Genomic DNA, 13,839 nt, shown 5'->3' on the forward strand with positions numbered 1-13,839 from the left:
CCTCCCTAAGGAAATGTTCGTGCTGGATGGTCCGCCACGGGCCGGTTGATCCGGTCTCAGGCGGGGATGGCGAGCTTGGCGGCCTCCGCTTCGGTATCGCCGGGGATCGCCCCGGTGATGAGGCCGACGATTTCCGATACCTGCGTGTCGCGGACGCTGCGCGTGGCGATCGAACGGCCGAGGCGCATCACCGTGATGCGGTCGGCGACGCTCATCAGCTGCTGCATGTTGTGGCTGACGACGATCACGCTGACGTCGTGGTTGCGCAGGTCGCGGATGACATCCAGCACCTGGCCGGTCTCGCGCACGCCAAGCGCGGCGGTCGGTTCGTCCAGGATGACGATGCGGCGGCCCCAGAGCAGGGCGCGGGCGATGGCGAGGCATTGGCGCTGCCCGCCGGACATGCCCTTCACGCTGACGTCGATCGACGGGATCTTCACCGCCAGCATGTCGAGCACTTCGCGGGCCCGGCTACGCATCTTGCGGTCGTCGACCAGGTTGAACAGCCGCGCCAGAGGATTGGTCGAGAGTTCCTCGCGTCCGAGATAGACGTTCTGGAAGGCGCTCATCGTATCGACGAGGGCCAGGTCCTGGTAGACGGTCTCGATACCGGCATCCATGGCGTCCTGCGCCCGCTTCAACTGCACGAGCTTGCCATCGGCGAAGATTTCGCCGCTCGACGCGCTGATCACCCCGGACAGGATCTTCAGGAAGGTCGACTTGCCGGCGCCATTGTCGCCGACCAGCCCCAGAACCTCGCCGCGCCCGAGCGTCAGTGACGCGTCGGCCAGGGCGATGACGGCGCCGAAATGGCGCGTGATGTGCCGCGCCTCAAGTACAGGCGTGGTGGATATTTCCGACATTCAAGTACGCCTCCATGCTGTTCCAATATTGGAACGGCCGTACCAGATAATGAACGGTACGAAGCGCAGGAGAGCTTGTCAACGAGGGGAAGGCGAGAAAGAGGATCTTGCCGTTCGTTGCGTCATGGCTGGTTTTGAGCGCGCGGCGCAGCGATCTCTCGTGTTGCGCTGCAAGTTTATCGACCTCGCCGACCCGGGCGGACGGGCGGGCGGTCAGACGGCGGGACGTGCCGCACGAGCGCCTGCGGCCGCAACGATGCTGGGGGCTGCGCGTTGATAAGCATCGAGAAACAATGAGGAGAGAGCCGCATGTCGGACGATAAATTGGCCCGCAAGGACGTGCCGGAAAAGAAGGCTCCGATGCCGCCGGAAGGTCCGCATGCGCGGCCGGATCTGACCGATAACGAGAAGACGCCCGGCACCGGCTCCTTGCCGGATCCGGATACGAAGGGCGTCGACATCGGCCCCGGTTGAGCGGCGATTCCTTCGCACGACACAGAAAGGCGGCGCCCCGAGCGCCGCCTTTTTTCGTTCTTGCGCCTCAGCGAGCGGACGAAACGCCCGGCGCGGCGCCAGCGGCGATGGCGTCCGCCGGATCGAGCGCATCCTCGGCGACGAGCGGGTCAAATGACGTTGCCCGATGCCTCCGCGCATTGCTGATAGATTTCGCCTGACATATATCTGTGTCAGGATGGATCGGGAGGTTGGACGATGAAGGTTACGAGAGCCCAGGCCGATGAAAATCGCGCCCGCGTCATCGATGTCGCCAGCCGGCTGTTCCGCCAGCATGGATTTGACGGCATCGGCATTGCCGATGTCATGAAGCAGGCCGGGCTCACGCATGGCGGCTTCTACGGCAATTTCAAATCCAAGGGAGACCTCGCGGCGCGCGCCAGCGAGCACGCCTTCGTCACGTCGCGCGAAAACTGGCGCGGCCTGGAGGGCATGGAGCCGGAGACGGCGCTGGAGGCGATCATCCGGGCCTATGTTTCGCCCCAGCATCGCGACAGCCCGGATTCGGGCTGTGCGCTGACGGCGCTCGGTCCGGACGCCATCCGGCAGGAGGCGGGTGTCCGCTCGGTATTCGGTCGAGCCATTCGCGCCTATGCCGAGAAGCTCACCTCCCTCGTGCCCGGACGATCCGAGGCCGCGAAACGCCAGCGGGCCCTGTCGACGCTGTCGGAAATGGTCGGGGCGGTCATTCTCGCCCGCGCTGCCGACGACCCCGCGCTTTCCAGCGAAATCCTCGAAGCCACCCTGGCGCATCTCGCGCCCGGCGGGGCCGCGGAGAAGCCCGCCGCCTGAGGTCGATCGGACCAGCCCGGCGCTGCCCGTCAGTCCATCATGCTGACATGCGCGGCAGCGACCTTCCAGCCGTCCTCAGTCCGGATCCAGGTCTGCATCTGGCGGCCGATGCGGTTGGGGAAATCGGGGCGGTGGAACAGCGTCGAGGCGATGGCGACGTTGTGGCCATAGGTCGTGATGACGGTTCGCGACAGCGTGCGCTCGAACGGCTTCTGCGCCGAGCGGAACTTCCGGACTTCCTCGATGCCATGCTGCACCTCGGCGACGCCGTAGCGGATGGTCTGGCGCGAATGCAGGAACATCGCGTCGAGCGTGTCGCCGTCATTTTCCAGCAACGCCTTCTCGTAAGCCTGGAAGATCGCGGTCACCTCGGCGACCAGCGCCGGATCGTCGACGACAAGGGGCTCAGCCATCGGCCATGGCTCCTGCGAAGGTCGCCTTCAGGGCTTCGAGCGGCGTCGACCAGCCGACAATGCCGCCCTGCGCGACGATCATCTCGATCGCGGCTGCCTTGAATTCCGGGAAATAGCTCTCGGTCGCATCCTCGATCAGCAGGCATTCATAGCCGCGATCGTTCGCCTCCCGCATCGAGGTCTGGACGCAGACTTCCGTCGTCACGCCCGCGAACACCAGCTGTCTGATTCCGCGAGCCGAAAGTGTCTCGTGCAGGCCGGTCGCCCAGAACATGCCTTTTCCCGGTTTATCGATGACGAGCTCGCCGGCAATGGGGGCGAGTTCCGGCAAGATCTGGTTGCCGGGTTCGCCGGCGATCAGGATCCGGCCCATCGCGCCTTCATCGCCGATCCGGAGGCCCGGCCTGCCGCGCAGCCGCTTGGCCGGCGGGCAATCGGAGAGGTCGGGCTTGTGTGCCTCGCGGGTGTGCACGACCAGCAGGCCGTTCGTGCGGAAGACATCGATCAGCGCCGCGACGGTCGGCACGATCGCGGTCAGCCGCGATACGTCATTGCCGAGCACGCCGCCGAAGCCGCCGGGCTCGATGAAATCGCGCTGCATGTCGATCACGACAAGCGCGGCTTTGGCCGGGTCGAGCGCAAAGTCATAGGGGCGGGCGGCGACGGAAAGCGCCATGCTCAGTGCCCCGCCATATGCTGGCCGATGGTGTTGCGGTCGGTGTCCTCGATCGCCGAGACATAGCCGATCGCCCCGCCCGACATCACGGCCACCCGGTCGGAAAGCTCGAGGATCTCGTCAAGGTCCTCGCTGACCAGCAGCACCGCCGCGCCGCGGTTGCGCTGCTCCATGATCTGGCTGCGGATTTCGGAGACCGAGGCGAAGTCGAGGCCGAAGCAGGGGTTGGCGACGATCAGCACGTCGACGTCTCCGGAAAGCTCGCGCGCCAACACGGCCCGCTGGACGTTGCCGCCGGACAGCGTCTCGATCGGCGCGTCGGCCGAGGTCGTCTTGACCCGGTAGCGGTCGATCAGTTCCTCGGCCTTACGGCGCATCGGGCCGGGCGACAGCCACCAGCCGAGGCTCGCCATCGGCGCCTTGTCGAAGGCGCGGAACGCCATGTTCTCGGCGACGCTCATGCGCGGCACGGTGGCGTTCTTCAGCGGCTCCTCCGGCAGGCCGAATACCTTGAAGCGGTCGAAATCGCCGCGCTTCGGCTCGAACGGCTTGCCGTGGATGAAGATGGCGCCATCCTTCAGCGGACGCTGCCCGGCCAGCGCCTCGACCAGCGCGCTCTGCCCGTTGCCGGAGACGCCGGCGATGCCGACGATCTCGCCCGCCTTCACCTTGAGATTGATCGCGTTGAGGACGGGCCGGCCTTCGCCATCCTCGGCGACGAGGCCGGCGAGTTCGAGCACGGCCGAGGTATCGTTGTGCTTGCGCCGTTCGGCGCGCTCGCGGATCTCCGTATCGCCGATCATCATCCGGCTCATCTCGGAGACGGTCGCGGTCTGGGCGTCGCCGGCGCCGGTCAGTCGGCCTCGGCGCAGCACAGTGAAGCTGTCGCAGAAGGCTTTCACCTCGCGGAACTTGTGGCTGATCATCAGCACGGTAACCTCGCCGCGCCGCGCCATGTCGCCGAGCAGGCCGAGCACTTCGTCGGCCTCGCCGGGGGTGAGCACGGACGTCGGTTCGTCGAGGATGACGAAGCGCTGTTCCAGATAGAGCAGCTTGAGGATTTCGAGCTTCTGCTTCTCGCCGGCCGAGAGCGAGGAGACCTGCTCGTTCAGCGGCACGCGGAACGGCATCCGTTCCATGAAGGCTTCCAGCCGCTGCTTCTCCGCCTTCCAGTCGATGATGGCCGGCGCGTCGGCGCGCGAGATGACGAGGTTTTCGGCCGCCGTCAGGCAGGGGACCAGCGTGAACTGCTGGTAGACCATGCCGATGCCCAGCGCCCGGGCGTCGCGCGGGCTGCGCACCTCGACCTCCTTGCCGTCGAGCAGCACGGAACCCTTCTCTGGCGTGTAGAAGCCCATGATGCATTTGACCAGTGTCGACTTGCCGGCGCCATTCTCGCCGAGCAGGGCGTGGAATGAGCCCGGCTTGACGTCGATCGACACGTCGTCGAGCGCGGTGAAGGCGCCGAAGGTCTTGGTCATGCCGATGGTCTGCAGCGACGGGGCGCGGAGCGGCAGGCTGTCGGGGGTCGGGCGGGCGGCGATGTTCATGTCAGCGCCTCCAGGAACTCGGCCGATGTCGCCACCGCGCCGAAGACGCCGCCCTGCATCTTGATCATGTCGATGGCGGCGAGGTGGTTTTCCACCTTGGTGGCCGCGCAGCAATCCGACAGCAGCAGACACTCATAGCCGCGATCATTGGCGTCGCGCATGGTGGTGTGGACGCAGACATCGGTGGTTACGCCGGTCAGGATGATGTTGCGGATGCGCTTGTTCTGCAGCACCAGATCGAGATCGGTGGCGATGAACGAGCCCTTGCCCGGCTTGTCGATGATCGCCTCGCCGGGCAAGGGCTGCAGTTCTGGGATGATTTCCCAGCCCGGCTCGCCGCGCACCAGGATGCGGCCACACGGCCCCTGGTCGCCGATGCCGGCGCCGATGCGCTGCGAGCGCCAGCGCTTGTTGGCCGGCAGGTCCGAGAGGTCGGGCTTGTGGCCCTCGCGGGTATGGAGGATCGGATAGCCCTTGGCGCGCATGGCGGCGAGCACCGCCTGGATCGGCCCGATCGGCGCGCGGGTCAGCGAGATATCGTAGCCCATCGAGTCGACATAGCCACCGGGCGCGCAGAAATCGGTCTGCATGTCGATGACGACAAGGCAGGTGTTGTGCGGCCCGAGATCGCCGTCGAACGGCCAGGGATAGGGGTCGGCGGCGACCGTGACGGCATCGGGCTTGAGGGCGGCGTCTATGCGTTCATCGACGAGTGTCATGGCAACCTCACGGGAAATTCGGGGATCACTTGACGATCGAGAGCTCGCCGGGCGCTTCGCGCGCAGCGCTCTTGGAACGGGCCGAAGCGATCATGATGAAGAGGGTCAGGATGTAGGGGGCCGCGTTGAAGAAGTAGTAGCCCTGGCTGACGCCGATCGATTGCAGCGAGGGGCCAAGCGCGCCGGCCGCGCCGAACAGCAGGGCCGCCAGCACGCAGCGGATCGGGTCCCAGCGCGCGAAGATCACCAGCGCCACGGCCATCAGGCCCTGGCCGGACGAGAGGCCCTCGTTCCAGCTGCCGGGATAGAACAGCGACAGGAAGGCGCCGCCGACGCCGGCTAGGAAGCCGCCGGCCGCCGTCGCCAGCAGGCGGACCAGATCGACCGAGACGCCCATGGCGCGGGCCGAGGCGGCGCTGTCTCCCGTCATGCGCAGGATCAGGCCCCAGCGCGTATTGGCGAAGGCCCAGCGCAGGAACAGCGCCAGCGCGATGCCGAGGAAGAACAGCGGGTTGACCTGCAGCGCCTGCGCCACCAGCGGATCGGACGACCAGCCGCCGAGCGGGATCGCCTCCAGGCGCGGCGCGGTCGGCTGGATGTAGGGCTTGCCGAAGAAGAAGGCGAGGCCGATGCCGAAGCTCATGAAGGCGATGCCGACGGCGATGTCGTTCACCTTGGGCAGCTTGCAGATGTAGCCATGCATGGCGCCGAGCACGAGGCCGGAACAGCCCGCCATCAGCACGCCGAGCCACGGACTGCCGGTGGTGTAGGAGCCGGCATAGGCAACCATGGCGCCCAGCACGAGATTGCCCTCGAGGCCGAGATTGATGCGGCCGGATTTCTCGGTCAGGCACTCGCCGAGCGCGACGAACATGAACGGGGTGGAGACGCGGATGGCGCCGCCCACCAGGGCGATGAAAACGATGAAGAGGTCGGCCTGGCTCATGACCGGTCTCCCGCGCGCTTCGGCTGCAGGAAGGGAATGCGGCCATAGAAGGTCTCGCTGACCAGCAGCACCACGAAGATCATGCCCTGCAGCACCAGCACGGTGGCGTCCGGCATCGCCATGCGCCGCTGCACCAGCCCGCCGGCGGCGGCGAGCGCGCCGAACAGGATGGCGACCGGCACGACGGCGAGCGGGTTCTGCCGGGCGAGAAAGGCGACGAGGATGCCGGTGAAGCCATAGCCCGCCACCAGCGAGGCATTGGCCTGGCCGTGGATGGCGGCGACCTCGAAGAAACCGGCGAGGCCCGCGCAGGCGCCCGCAATGGCGCAGCAGGCGACGACGAGGAAGCCGACGGGCAGGCCCTGTGCCTGCGCGGCGCGGACATTGCCGCCGGTCATGCGCGCGGCGAAGCCGAAGGTGGTGCGCGACATCAGCAGCCAGAGGATCGCGGCCAGCACGATGCCAGCGGCCAGACCCCAGTGCACGGACGTGCCCGGCATCGGGCCGATGCGATAGGCATCGCCGATCGGCATGGTCGAGGGCTTGTTGGCGGAAGCTGGATCGCGCAGCGCGCCCTCGACGAAGAAGTTCATGATCGCGATGGCGATGTAGGAGAGCAGCAGCGACGAGATCGTCTCGTTGACGCCGCGATAGTGCCGAAGCCAGCCCGCAAGCCCGATCCAGAAGGCGCCGACCAGCATGGCGGCGATGGCCATGATCGGCAGGCCGATCCAGGGCGTCCAGCCGCCGCGCACCAGAGGAATGGCGATGGCCGCCGCCGAGAAGCCGCCGAGCACCAGCGCGCCCTCCGCCCCGATCAGCGTCAGGCCGATGCGGGCCGGAATGGCGAAGGCGAGGCCGGTCAGGATCAGCGGCGCGGCGCGTTGCAGCGTGTTCTGGATCGAGAAGGACGAGCCGAAACCGCCGGTCCAGATCAGGTTGAAGAAGGTAACCGGCGACTTGCCGAGGAAGAGCAGGAAGATCGAGAACAGCGCCGCCGAGGCGACGAGCGCGCCGAGCGGGATGATCACCGCCTCGATCATGCGGATGGTGCGCGGGCTGAAGCCGCCGCGTTCGATCGAGGAAGAGGCGAGGACGGCGGTCATGGCCTGCCTCCTTCGCCCGGCAGTCTCGCGGCTCTGGCGTGCATCGTCCGGTTCCTTTTGCCTACGCGGTCGCGCGCTTGCGCTGCAGTGGACGGCGGCATGGCGCCGCCGCCGGGAGGAAGGTCAGGTAGTGGAGCCCTGGACGCCTTCGAGCAGGTAGTTCATGCCGTCGAGGACCGGGTCGTAATTGTCCATCGTGCCTTCGATGACGATCTTGCCGGTGTTGTCCTTGAGCGGGCCGACATAGATCGGCTTCTTGGCAATGAGCCCTGCGATCGCGGCGTCGGCGGCCTTGATCGCCTCGGGCGTCGCGCCCGCGCCATAGGCGGTGTTGCGCAGCATGTCGTTGTGGTACCCGCCGGCGATGAAGTTCGGCAGTTCGCTGCCCGCGGCGAGCGCATCGGCGTAGATCTTGTAGATCGTCTCCCACTTGTATTCGGCGCCGGTGATGAAGCCCTTGGGCGCCAGCGGCGCCTGGCTGGCATTGTGGCCGCAGCTCTTCACGCCGCGTGCCTCGGCCGTCTCGATGACCACCTTGGGGCCGTCGACATGGCAGGTGATGACATCGCAACCGGCGTCGATCAGCGCGTTGGAAGCCTCGGCCTCGCGCACCGGCAGCGACCACTCGCCGGTGAAGATCACCTGAACCGTGGCGTTCGGATTGACGCTGCGGGCGCCGAGCAGGACCGAATTGACGTTGGAGAGCACCGAGGGGATCGGCTTGGCGGCGACGAAGCCGATCTTGCCTGTCTTCGACGACAGTCCGGCGGCGACGCCGTTCACGTAGTGCGCCTGGTTCAGGTAGCAGAAATAGCTGCCCGCATTCTTCGGGTCGCCTTCCTTCCAGAGCGGCGCGGCATGGCGGAACTGGACGGCCGGATACTTCTTGGCGGCCTCGACGACGAAGGGCGAGTAATAGCCGAACGAGGTGGCGAGGATCAGGTTGGCCTGGTCGAGGTTGATCATCGATTCCATCGACTGGGTCACGGCATCGGTTTCCGGCACCTTCTCCTCTTCGATCACCGTGACGCCCGGCACCTGCTTCAGGATGTCCATGGCGACGGCATGGGCCTGGTTCCAGCCGAAATCATCGCGCGGGCCGACATAGACGGCGCCGATGACGATCGGGTTGGCGGCGCGGGCCACGCCGAAGGGCAGGGCGGCCAGGGCGGCACCGGCGGCGCCGGCCTTGAGAAGCGAACGTCTCGTCAGGGACGATGTGAACATGCGAGGCTCCGTGGCTAAGGTTGCGTGTCCGGCGCGCCCCCAGCGGCAGCCGGTCTGTCTTCCAGGTAGAGGCAAGGCACATGCCATTCCCGTGTCGGGCGAAGGCTTGCTGGTAACGTCCTGTTAACCCTGTGTTCTCGTGGCAGCCGTCCGGAGACCGCTCTCTGCCTGCCCATGCGGCATGCCTCGAAAGCGGGCACCCATCTCGGGGTATGGAGTGGGATGAAGCGCGCCAGACGCGTCATGCGACCACCTCGGGCGCTGCCTTGGACGCTCCGGCGGCGAGCCATGCTCGCCAGCCGCCGAAGCTGGTGATGTCGGTGGCGCCGGCCAGTCCCTGCGTCTCGCACAGGAAGCCCTTCACCGTGCTGCCATCGGCGAGCTTGACGGTGCCGAGGCCGAGCGGGGCGGGGATGCCGGCCAGGAAGTCGCCGACGGCGATCCGTGGCAGCGCCCAGACCTCGAGCGCGATCGACTGGCCGCTTGCCGCGTGACGGACCATGCCGGGGCGTGCCGGCGGCCCGCCGGCGAGCGCATAGAGCCCGTATTCCGGCGCCGTCAGGGTGGCGCGCAGGAAGCGTCCGCCCAGCGAGGTCAGCTGGTGGTTGAGCGGCAGCCCGGACATATGCGCGCCGCAGACCGCGATCGCGATCTCATGGGGGGCGGGCAGGACGGCATCGGGCAGGGCATTGGCCGGGCGAGGCCAGGCGGTCGCGCCCATTGGCCCCGCTTCGAGGCCGGCCGCGATCCCGGCACAGAGCGCGTCGCGGCCCTGGGTGGCGAGCAGCGTCACGCTGCCCGGCCGGCCATCGGCGCGCGGTCCGGTCGGCACGGCGATGCCGCAGAGATCCAGCAGATTGGCGAAATTGGTGTAGGTGCCGAGCCGCGAATTCGGGCCGATCGGATCGGCCGCGATCTCGTCGAGCGCGACGAAAGTGGGAATGGTCGGCACGCAAAGCGCGTCGATACCGGCGAGCAGTTTCCGGCAGACTGCCTCGCGCTCCCTAAGCCGGTACAGGCCGCGAAACGCATCGACGGCGGTAAGATCGAGGCCGGGTTCGAGGATGGCGCGCGTGGTCGGATGCAGGGTTTCCGGCTTTTCAGTCAGCCGGTCGCCGACGGCGGCGACCCGTTCGGCCAGCCACGCGCCCTCATAGAGCATGCGGGCCACGGCGAAGAAGGGTTCGAGGTCGATCTCCACGAGAGTCGCGCCTTGGTCAGCCAGTCTCGCAGTGGTGGCGCGGAAATCCTCGGCCTGAAGGGCGTCGCCGAAGGTGACCAGGCTGGCCGCGTTCGGCACGCCGATGCGGAGCGAAGGTGGCGGCGCGGTCAGGGCGGGAACCGCAACCGGGCGCGAATAGGCGTCCGCCTCGTCCGGTGCCGCGGCGGCCTCGAACACCGTCCAGGCCTCGGCAACCGTGGTGGCGAAGATCGAGATGGTGTCGAGCGTGCGGCAGGCCGGTACGACGCCCGAGGCGGAAAGCGCGCCCAGCGTCGGCTTCAGGCCGACGATCGCATTCAGCGCCGCCGGCACGCGGCCCGAGCCGGCCGTGTCGGTGCCGAGCGCGAAGCCCACGACCCCATGCGCCACCGCGACCGCGGAGCCCGAGGAAGACCCACCCGGCACAATCGCCGGGTCGATGGCGTTCTTCGGCACGGGATAGGGCGTGCGCACGCCGACCAGGCCGGTGGCGAACTGGTCGAGGTTGGTCTTGCCGAGGCAGATGGCGCCGGCGGCGCGCAGCCGCGCCACGACGAAGGCGTCGGCTCCGGGCTGATAGGCGAAATCAGGGCAGGCGGCGGTGGTCGGCATACCGGCGACATCGATATTGTCCTTTACCGCGAAGGGGATGCCCCAGAGCGGGCGTCCGTCCGGCGCGCCCAGCGACTGGGCCTCGGCCAGCGCCTGCTCGCGCGCGTGGTGGATAAAAATGCCCGCGTCGCCCACGGCATCGAGCCGGCGGAAGGCTTCGGCGACAACCGCTTCGGGCTGCAAGCCGGCCTTGTAGGCGGCGTGCAGGGCGTCGACGGTGAAGGGCAGTTTCGAAAGGGTCATGGATCGCTCGGCGGCAGAACTCAGCCCCGGCAAGGTGCAGCCTTTTTGTGTTCTCCAAAAATGCTATGATTTCAGCGATGCGGTGCAAAAAATGCACCGGGCTCCGGAGAGCGACGCGATGCGCCACTTGCAGACATTCCTGATGATCGAGGCGGTGGCGCGCGCCGGCTCGATGCGCAAGGCGGCCGAGGACATGAACATCACGGCCTCGGCGCTGGTCCGCCGCATCAACCGCCTCGAGGACGAGTTCGGCGCCGAGCTGTTCGAGCGGTTGCCCGGCGGCGTGCGGCTCAATTCGGCCGGCGAATTGCTGCTGCATCATTATCGCGCCACGCGGTCGGACCTGCTGCGCGTGCAGGGGCAGGTCGCCGATCTATCCGGCGAGCGGCGCGGCCATGTCTCGATCGCCTGCTCGCAGGCGCTGCTGCCCTATTTCCTGCCGCAGGAGATCGCCCGCTATCGCGCCGATCATCCAGGCGTCACCTTCTCGGTGCATGTGCGCGACCGCGCCCAGGCCGAGCAGGACCTGGCCAGCTATTCAAGCGACCTCGCGCTGGTGTTCGAGCCGGTCTATCTCGTCGATTTCGAGGTGCTGCACGTCATCCCGCAGCCTGTTCACGTCGTCATGCGCGCCGATCATCCGCTGGCGGCGAAGAGCGAGATCCGGCTGCGCGAATGTCTCGATGTGCCGCACATCGCGCCGAGCACGAAGTTCGGCGTTCGCCATCTGCTCGATTTCGCGGCCCGGCGCGGATCGCGGCGCGTCTCCCCGGTGGTGGAGACGGAGAGCTTCGACATGATCCGCCATTATGTCCGGCACGAGAACGTCATCGGGTTCCAGATCGGCATCGGCCTGCGCGATCCCGGCGACGGTTCGCTGGTGTTCCGGCCGATCGCCGAGCGGGACCTGCCGGCCGGCAACCTGATCCTCGGCCAGATGCGCGGCCGCGCGCTGCCGGTGGCATCCGCCCGCTTCGCGGTTCAACTGGCCACCAGTCTCAAGGATTATGCGGCGGCGGGACGGTATTAGCCGGCGGCCCGTTCTGCCATGGGCCTACGCCGTCTGGTTGGACAGGTGGCGGTAGCCGCCGTGCCAGTAGAGCAAAGGCTGGGCTTCCGCCCGCGTCGTGATCGCGCGGACCGAGCCGATCAGGATCGAGTGCGAATGCCGCTCGATCGCCTCTTCCAGTTCGCAATCGAGCACGGTCAGCGCACCGACCAGGCCGAGGCTGCCGCTGGCGAGCGTCTCCCACGCGGCGCCCTCATAGCGGTCGGCGCCCTTGACGCCGCCCCGGCCGGCGAAATTGTCGGCTACGGCCTGCTGGTCGTCGGCCAGCACGTTCACGCAAAAGCGGCGATAGCGCTGCAGGATCGGCCAGGAGGACGAGGCACGGTTAAGCGAGACGAGGATCGAGGGATGATCCGCCGAGAGGGAGGACACCGAGGTTGCGGTGAACCCGGTCCGATCGCGGCCCTGTCCAAGCGTGACGACGCTGACGGCTCCTGCCAGAAACCGCATCGAGTGCTTGAAGTCCGCGCTTTCGACGGGAGGCTGCTCGGGGATCAGCATGGGGTCATAGGCTGCGGCAAGCGACATGGTTTTCTCCGTGGGGGACGTCGTTCGAACGGTCGCGCGCCGGTTTTGGCGGGAGGCGGGGCAGGGCGATGCGATCGGAGGGGCAGGCGGCCTTCATGCCCCATTGCAGCACGGACGGCCGAGGCAAGACGAGGGCGGGCCAGTCCGGGATTGCCCCTTTGCGAGGACTTTCCTTGCTGAAAGGCGGGGAATGCGGGGAAGAAAAAACCGCCTGTCGACCGAGGCGACAAATGGGGTCTTCTCCGGCGTGAGCGGCGGGTGGTGCCCGCCGCCGATTCCAGGGCTTGGCTGCAGCGGGCGGGCAGGCGCCGACGCTTTCAGGCGAAGACGTCCATCACCAGGCCATGCACGCGGCGGAAGGCGGCACGGGCACCCTCGATCATGCGCGCTTCCTCGGCCTCGTCGAGATCGAGCGCGTCGAGCGCCGCGGTGAACGTCTTCCAGTGCAGGCCGCGGCCTTCCGGCGCGCCTGCCAGATGGCGGGCTCCGAATTCTTCCGAAAGGCCAAGCTTGGCGGCCTGCTTGATCAGGAAGGCGGCACCGAGATTGGACCCTTCGGCGACATAGAGCCAGCCCAGCGCGGTCGGGATGTCGGGATTGCCGTCAAAGGCGGGGGACGTCGCGGCGGCGGGAGCCGTCACGGCGAGATCGCCAAGGTCCTGCTCGATGTCGTCAAAGCGCCGCCGGCCGGCCAGGTCGGGCAGCAGGCGATCCAGCGCCGGGTTGAAGTAGAGAGCGTCGATATCGCGGTGGAACTGGTGCTGCACCTTGAGGAACAGCGCATAGCGCTCGCGGCTCTCGAACGGCCGTCCGGCCATGATCGACTGGTCGAGCCGGCTATGGGTCTCGGTCGTCTCGGCCTTCAGCAGCTTGGCGCGCCCGGTATCGAGCGGCTTTGCCCGTTCCATCGTCTCGCTCATGCGGAGTCTTTCCATGAAAGTTGACTTTTGCCCCTTGGTATAGCTCCGGGCGCGGCTGTCAAGCTGACCCGAGGGACGCTGCCGGGACAGAGGCTTTTCGGAGGAAGGGCCGGTCGGCGCGGGCCGCTGGAGCCCCGGATGGGCCATTTGGGGCCATTGGGCCAGATTGTCACAAACCGGTCAGACCAAATTGCAGGCAGTCTGGCCCGCAGGCGGCATCAGGGGCGGGCGGATCGTCGCGAGGTTAAGCGGTATCATGAAGAGCCGCCAACCTATAGCGATGTATAGATTCCCAATGTATTGCCCGGATCTCCTGTTATCTCGGAGTGAAAATTCCAGTCCGGGGATCTACGGCGACCGCAACCGTTCACCGATGCGATGTAGGCATGCAAAATATCTGTAAATATAGTCTGGTGGCGACATTATGGACAAATGTTTTCGTCGCTGATCCGCAGAATCCG

At 67.1% G+C, this 13,839-nt stretch carries 14 protein-coding genes; 3 read left to right on the forward strand and 11 right to left on the reverse strand.

The features are described 5' to 3' along the window. Positions 1-56: 56 nt before the first annotated feature. A complete protein-coding gene (locus ABIE08_RS16045) occupies positions 57-863 on the reverse strand; it encodes an ATP-binding cassette domain-containing protein (protein ID WP_354552544.1) in 807 nt (268 codons plus the stop codon). A 309-nt stretch (positions 864-1,172) separates the two neighbouring features. Here ABIE08_RS16045 and ABIE08_RS16050 point away from each other — a divergent pair, with 309 nt between their 5' ends. After that, positions 1,173-1,337: a hypothetical protein gene (locus ABIE08_RS16050; RefSeq protein ID WP_354552545.1), complete on the forward strand. Its 165-nt coding sequence runs from the start codon at positions 1,173-1,175 to the stop codon at positions 1,335-1,337. 237 nt (positions 1,338-1,574) lie between these two features. Continuing rightward, positions 1,575-2,168 (forward strand): TetR/AcrR family transcriptional regulator, encoded by a 594-nt coding sequence (locus tag ABIE08_RS16055; protein ID WP_354552546.1) that lies wholly within the window; start codon positions 1,575-1,577, stop codon positions 2,166-2,168. 29 nt (positions 2,169-2,197) lie between these two features. Here the strand turns inward: ABIE08_RS16055 and hpxZ are convergent, their stop codons facing one another. The 8 genes from hpxZ to atzF all read right to left on the reverse strand — a co-directional run bounded on the left by hpxZ (position 2,198) and on the right by atzF (position 10,861). Continuing rightward, complete coding sequence (gene hpxZ / locus ABIE08_RS16060) at positions 2,198-2,581, reverse strand: oxalurate catabolism protein HpxZ (protein WP_354552547.1); 384 nt, start codon at positions 2,579-2,581, stop codon at positions 2,198-2,200. Continuing rightward, the gene (locus ABIE08_RS16065) at positions 2,574-3,257 is read right to left on the reverse strand and encodes a cysteine hydrolase family protein (RefSeq protein WP_354552549.1); all 684 of its coding nucleotides are present in this window, start codon (positions 3,255-3,257) and stop codon (positions 2,574-2,576) included. Before ABIE08_RS16065 ends, hpxZ begins: the two co-directional genes overlap by 8 nt. A 2-nt stretch (positions 3,258-3,259) precedes the next feature. Beyond that, on the reverse strand, positions 3,260-4,807 hold the full coding sequence (locus tag ABIE08_RS16070) for an ABC transporter ATP-binding protein (RefSeq protein WP_436409562.1): 1,548 nt from the start codon (positions 4,805-4,807) through the stop codon (positions 3,260-3,262). Next, positions 4,804-5,505, reverse strand: coding sequence for a biuret amidohydrolase (gene biuH, locus ABIE08_RS16075; RefSeq protein ID WP_436409572.1), 702 nt, complete (start codon positions 5,503-5,505; stop codon positions 4,804-4,806). Before biuH ends, ABIE08_RS16070 begins: the two co-directional genes overlap by 4 nt. A 46-nt stretch (positions 5,506-5,551) precedes the next feature. Beyond that, positions 5,552-6,472: an ABC transporter permease gene (locus ABIE08_RS16080; protein WP_354552551.1), complete on the reverse strand. Its 921-nt coding sequence runs from the start codon at positions 6,470-6,472 to the stop codon at positions 5,552-5,554. Next, positions 6,469-7,578 (reverse strand): ABC transporter permease, encoded by a 1,110-nt coding sequence (locus ABIE08_RS16085; protein WP_354552552.1) that lies wholly within the window; start codon positions 7,576-7,578, stop codon positions 6,469-6,471. Before ABIE08_RS16085 ends, ABIE08_RS16080 begins: the two co-directional genes overlap by 4 nt. Before the next feature lie 123 nt (positions 7,579-7,701). Continuing rightward, a complete protein-coding gene (locus ABIE08_RS16090) occupies positions 7,702-8,805 on the reverse strand; it encodes a BMP family ABC transporter substrate-binding protein (RefSeq protein ID WP_354552553.1) in 1,104 nt (367 codons plus the stop codon). Between the two features lie 241 nt (positions 8,806-9,046). Next, positions 9,047-10,861, reverse strand: a complete 1,815-nt coding sequence (atzF, locus tag ABIE08_RS16095; protein WP_354552554.1) for an allophanate hydrolase — start codon at positions 10,859-10,861, stop codon at positions 9,047-9,049. Between the two features lie 118 nt (positions 10,862-10,979). Between atzF and ABIE08_RS16100 the strand changes: the two genes are divergently transcribed. Beyond that, complete coding sequence (locus ABIE08_RS16100) at positions 10,980-11,891, forward strand: LysR family transcriptional regulator (protein ID WP_354552556.1); 912 nt, start codon at positions 10,980-10,982, stop codon at positions 11,889-11,891. A gap of 24 nt (positions 11,892-11,915) precedes the next feature. On the opposite strand, the gene ABIE08_RS16105 is transcribed toward ABIE08_RS16100, so the two are convergent. Together ABIE08_RS16105 and ABIE08_RS16110 are read right to left on the reverse strand one after the other, a co-directional pair. Further along, entirely contained in the window at positions 11,916-12,458 is a 543-nt protein-coding gene (locus tag ABIE08_RS16105; protein WP_436409563.1) for a flavin reductase family protein, read from the reverse strand. A gap of 317 nt (positions 12,459-12,775) precedes the next feature. Then, the gene (locus tag ABIE08_RS16110) at positions 12,776-13,378 is read right to left on the reverse strand and encodes a biliverdin-producing heme oxygenase (RefSeq protein WP_354552557.1); all 603 of its coding nucleotides are present in this window, start codon (positions 13,376-13,378) and stop codon (positions 12,776-12,778) included. Positions 13,379-13,839 lie beyond the last annotated feature (461 nt).

This window comes from Kaistia defluvii, from assembly GCF_040548815.1.
Lineage (GTDB): Bacteria > Pseudomonadota > Alphaproteobacteria > Rhizobiales > Kaistiaceae > Kaistia > Kaistia defluvii_A.

Bases quoted from the DNA above. Each gene is read 5' to 3' on its own strand.
- ABIE08_RS16045 (WP_354552544.1), bottom strand. From the start codon at position 863: ATGTCGGAAATATCCACCACGCCTGTACTTGAGGCGCGGCACATCACG.
- ABIE08_RS16050 (WP_354552545.1), top strand. From the start codon at position 1,173: ATGTCGGACGATAAATTGGCCCGCAAGGACGTGCCGGAAAAGAAGGCT.
- ABIE08_RS16055 (WP_354552546.1), top strand. From the start codon at position 1,575: ATGAAGGTTACGAGAGCCCAGGCCGATGAAAATCGCGCCCGCGTCATC.
- hpxZ (WP_354552547.1), bottom strand. From the start codon at position 2,581: ATGGCTGAGCCCCTTGTCGTCGACGATCCGGCGCTGGTCGCCGAGGTG.
- ABIE08_RS16065 (WP_354552549.1), bottom strand. From the start codon at position 3,257: ATGGCGCTTTCCGTCGCCGCCCGCCCCTATGACTTTGCGCTCGACCCG.
- ABIE08_RS16070 (WP_436409562.1), bottom strand. From the start codon at position 4,807: ATGAACATCGCCGCCCGCCCGACCCCCGACAGCCTGCCGCTCCGCGCC.
- ABIE08_RS16080 (WP_354552551.1), bottom strand. From the start codon at position 6,472: ATGAGCCAGGCCGACCTCTTCATCGTTTTCATCGCCCTGGTGGGCGGC.
- ABIE08_RS16085 (WP_354552552.1), bottom strand. From the start codon at position 7,578: ATGACCGCCGTCCTCGCCTCTTCCTCGATCGAACGCGGCGGCTTCAGC.
- ABIE08_RS16090 (WP_354552553.1), bottom strand. From the start codon at position 8,805: ATGTTCACATCGTCCCTGACGAGACGTTCGCTTCTCAAGGCCGGCGCC.
- atzF (WP_354552554.1), bottom strand. From the start codon at position 10,861: ATGACCCTTTCGAAACTGCCCTTCACCGTCGACGCCCTGCACGCCGCC.
- ABIE08_RS16100 (WP_354552556.1), top strand. From the start codon at position 10,980: ATGCGCCACTTGCAGACATTCCTGATGATCGAGGCGGTGGCGCGCGCC.
- ABIE08_RS16105 (WP_436409563.1), bottom strand. From the start codon at position 12,458: ATGTCGCTTGCCGCAGCCTATGACCCCATGCTGATCCCCGAGCAGCCT.
- ABIE08_RS16110 (WP_354552557.1), bottom strand. From the start codon at position 13,378: ATGAGCGAGACGATGGAACGGGCAAAGCCGCTCGATACCGGGCGCGCC.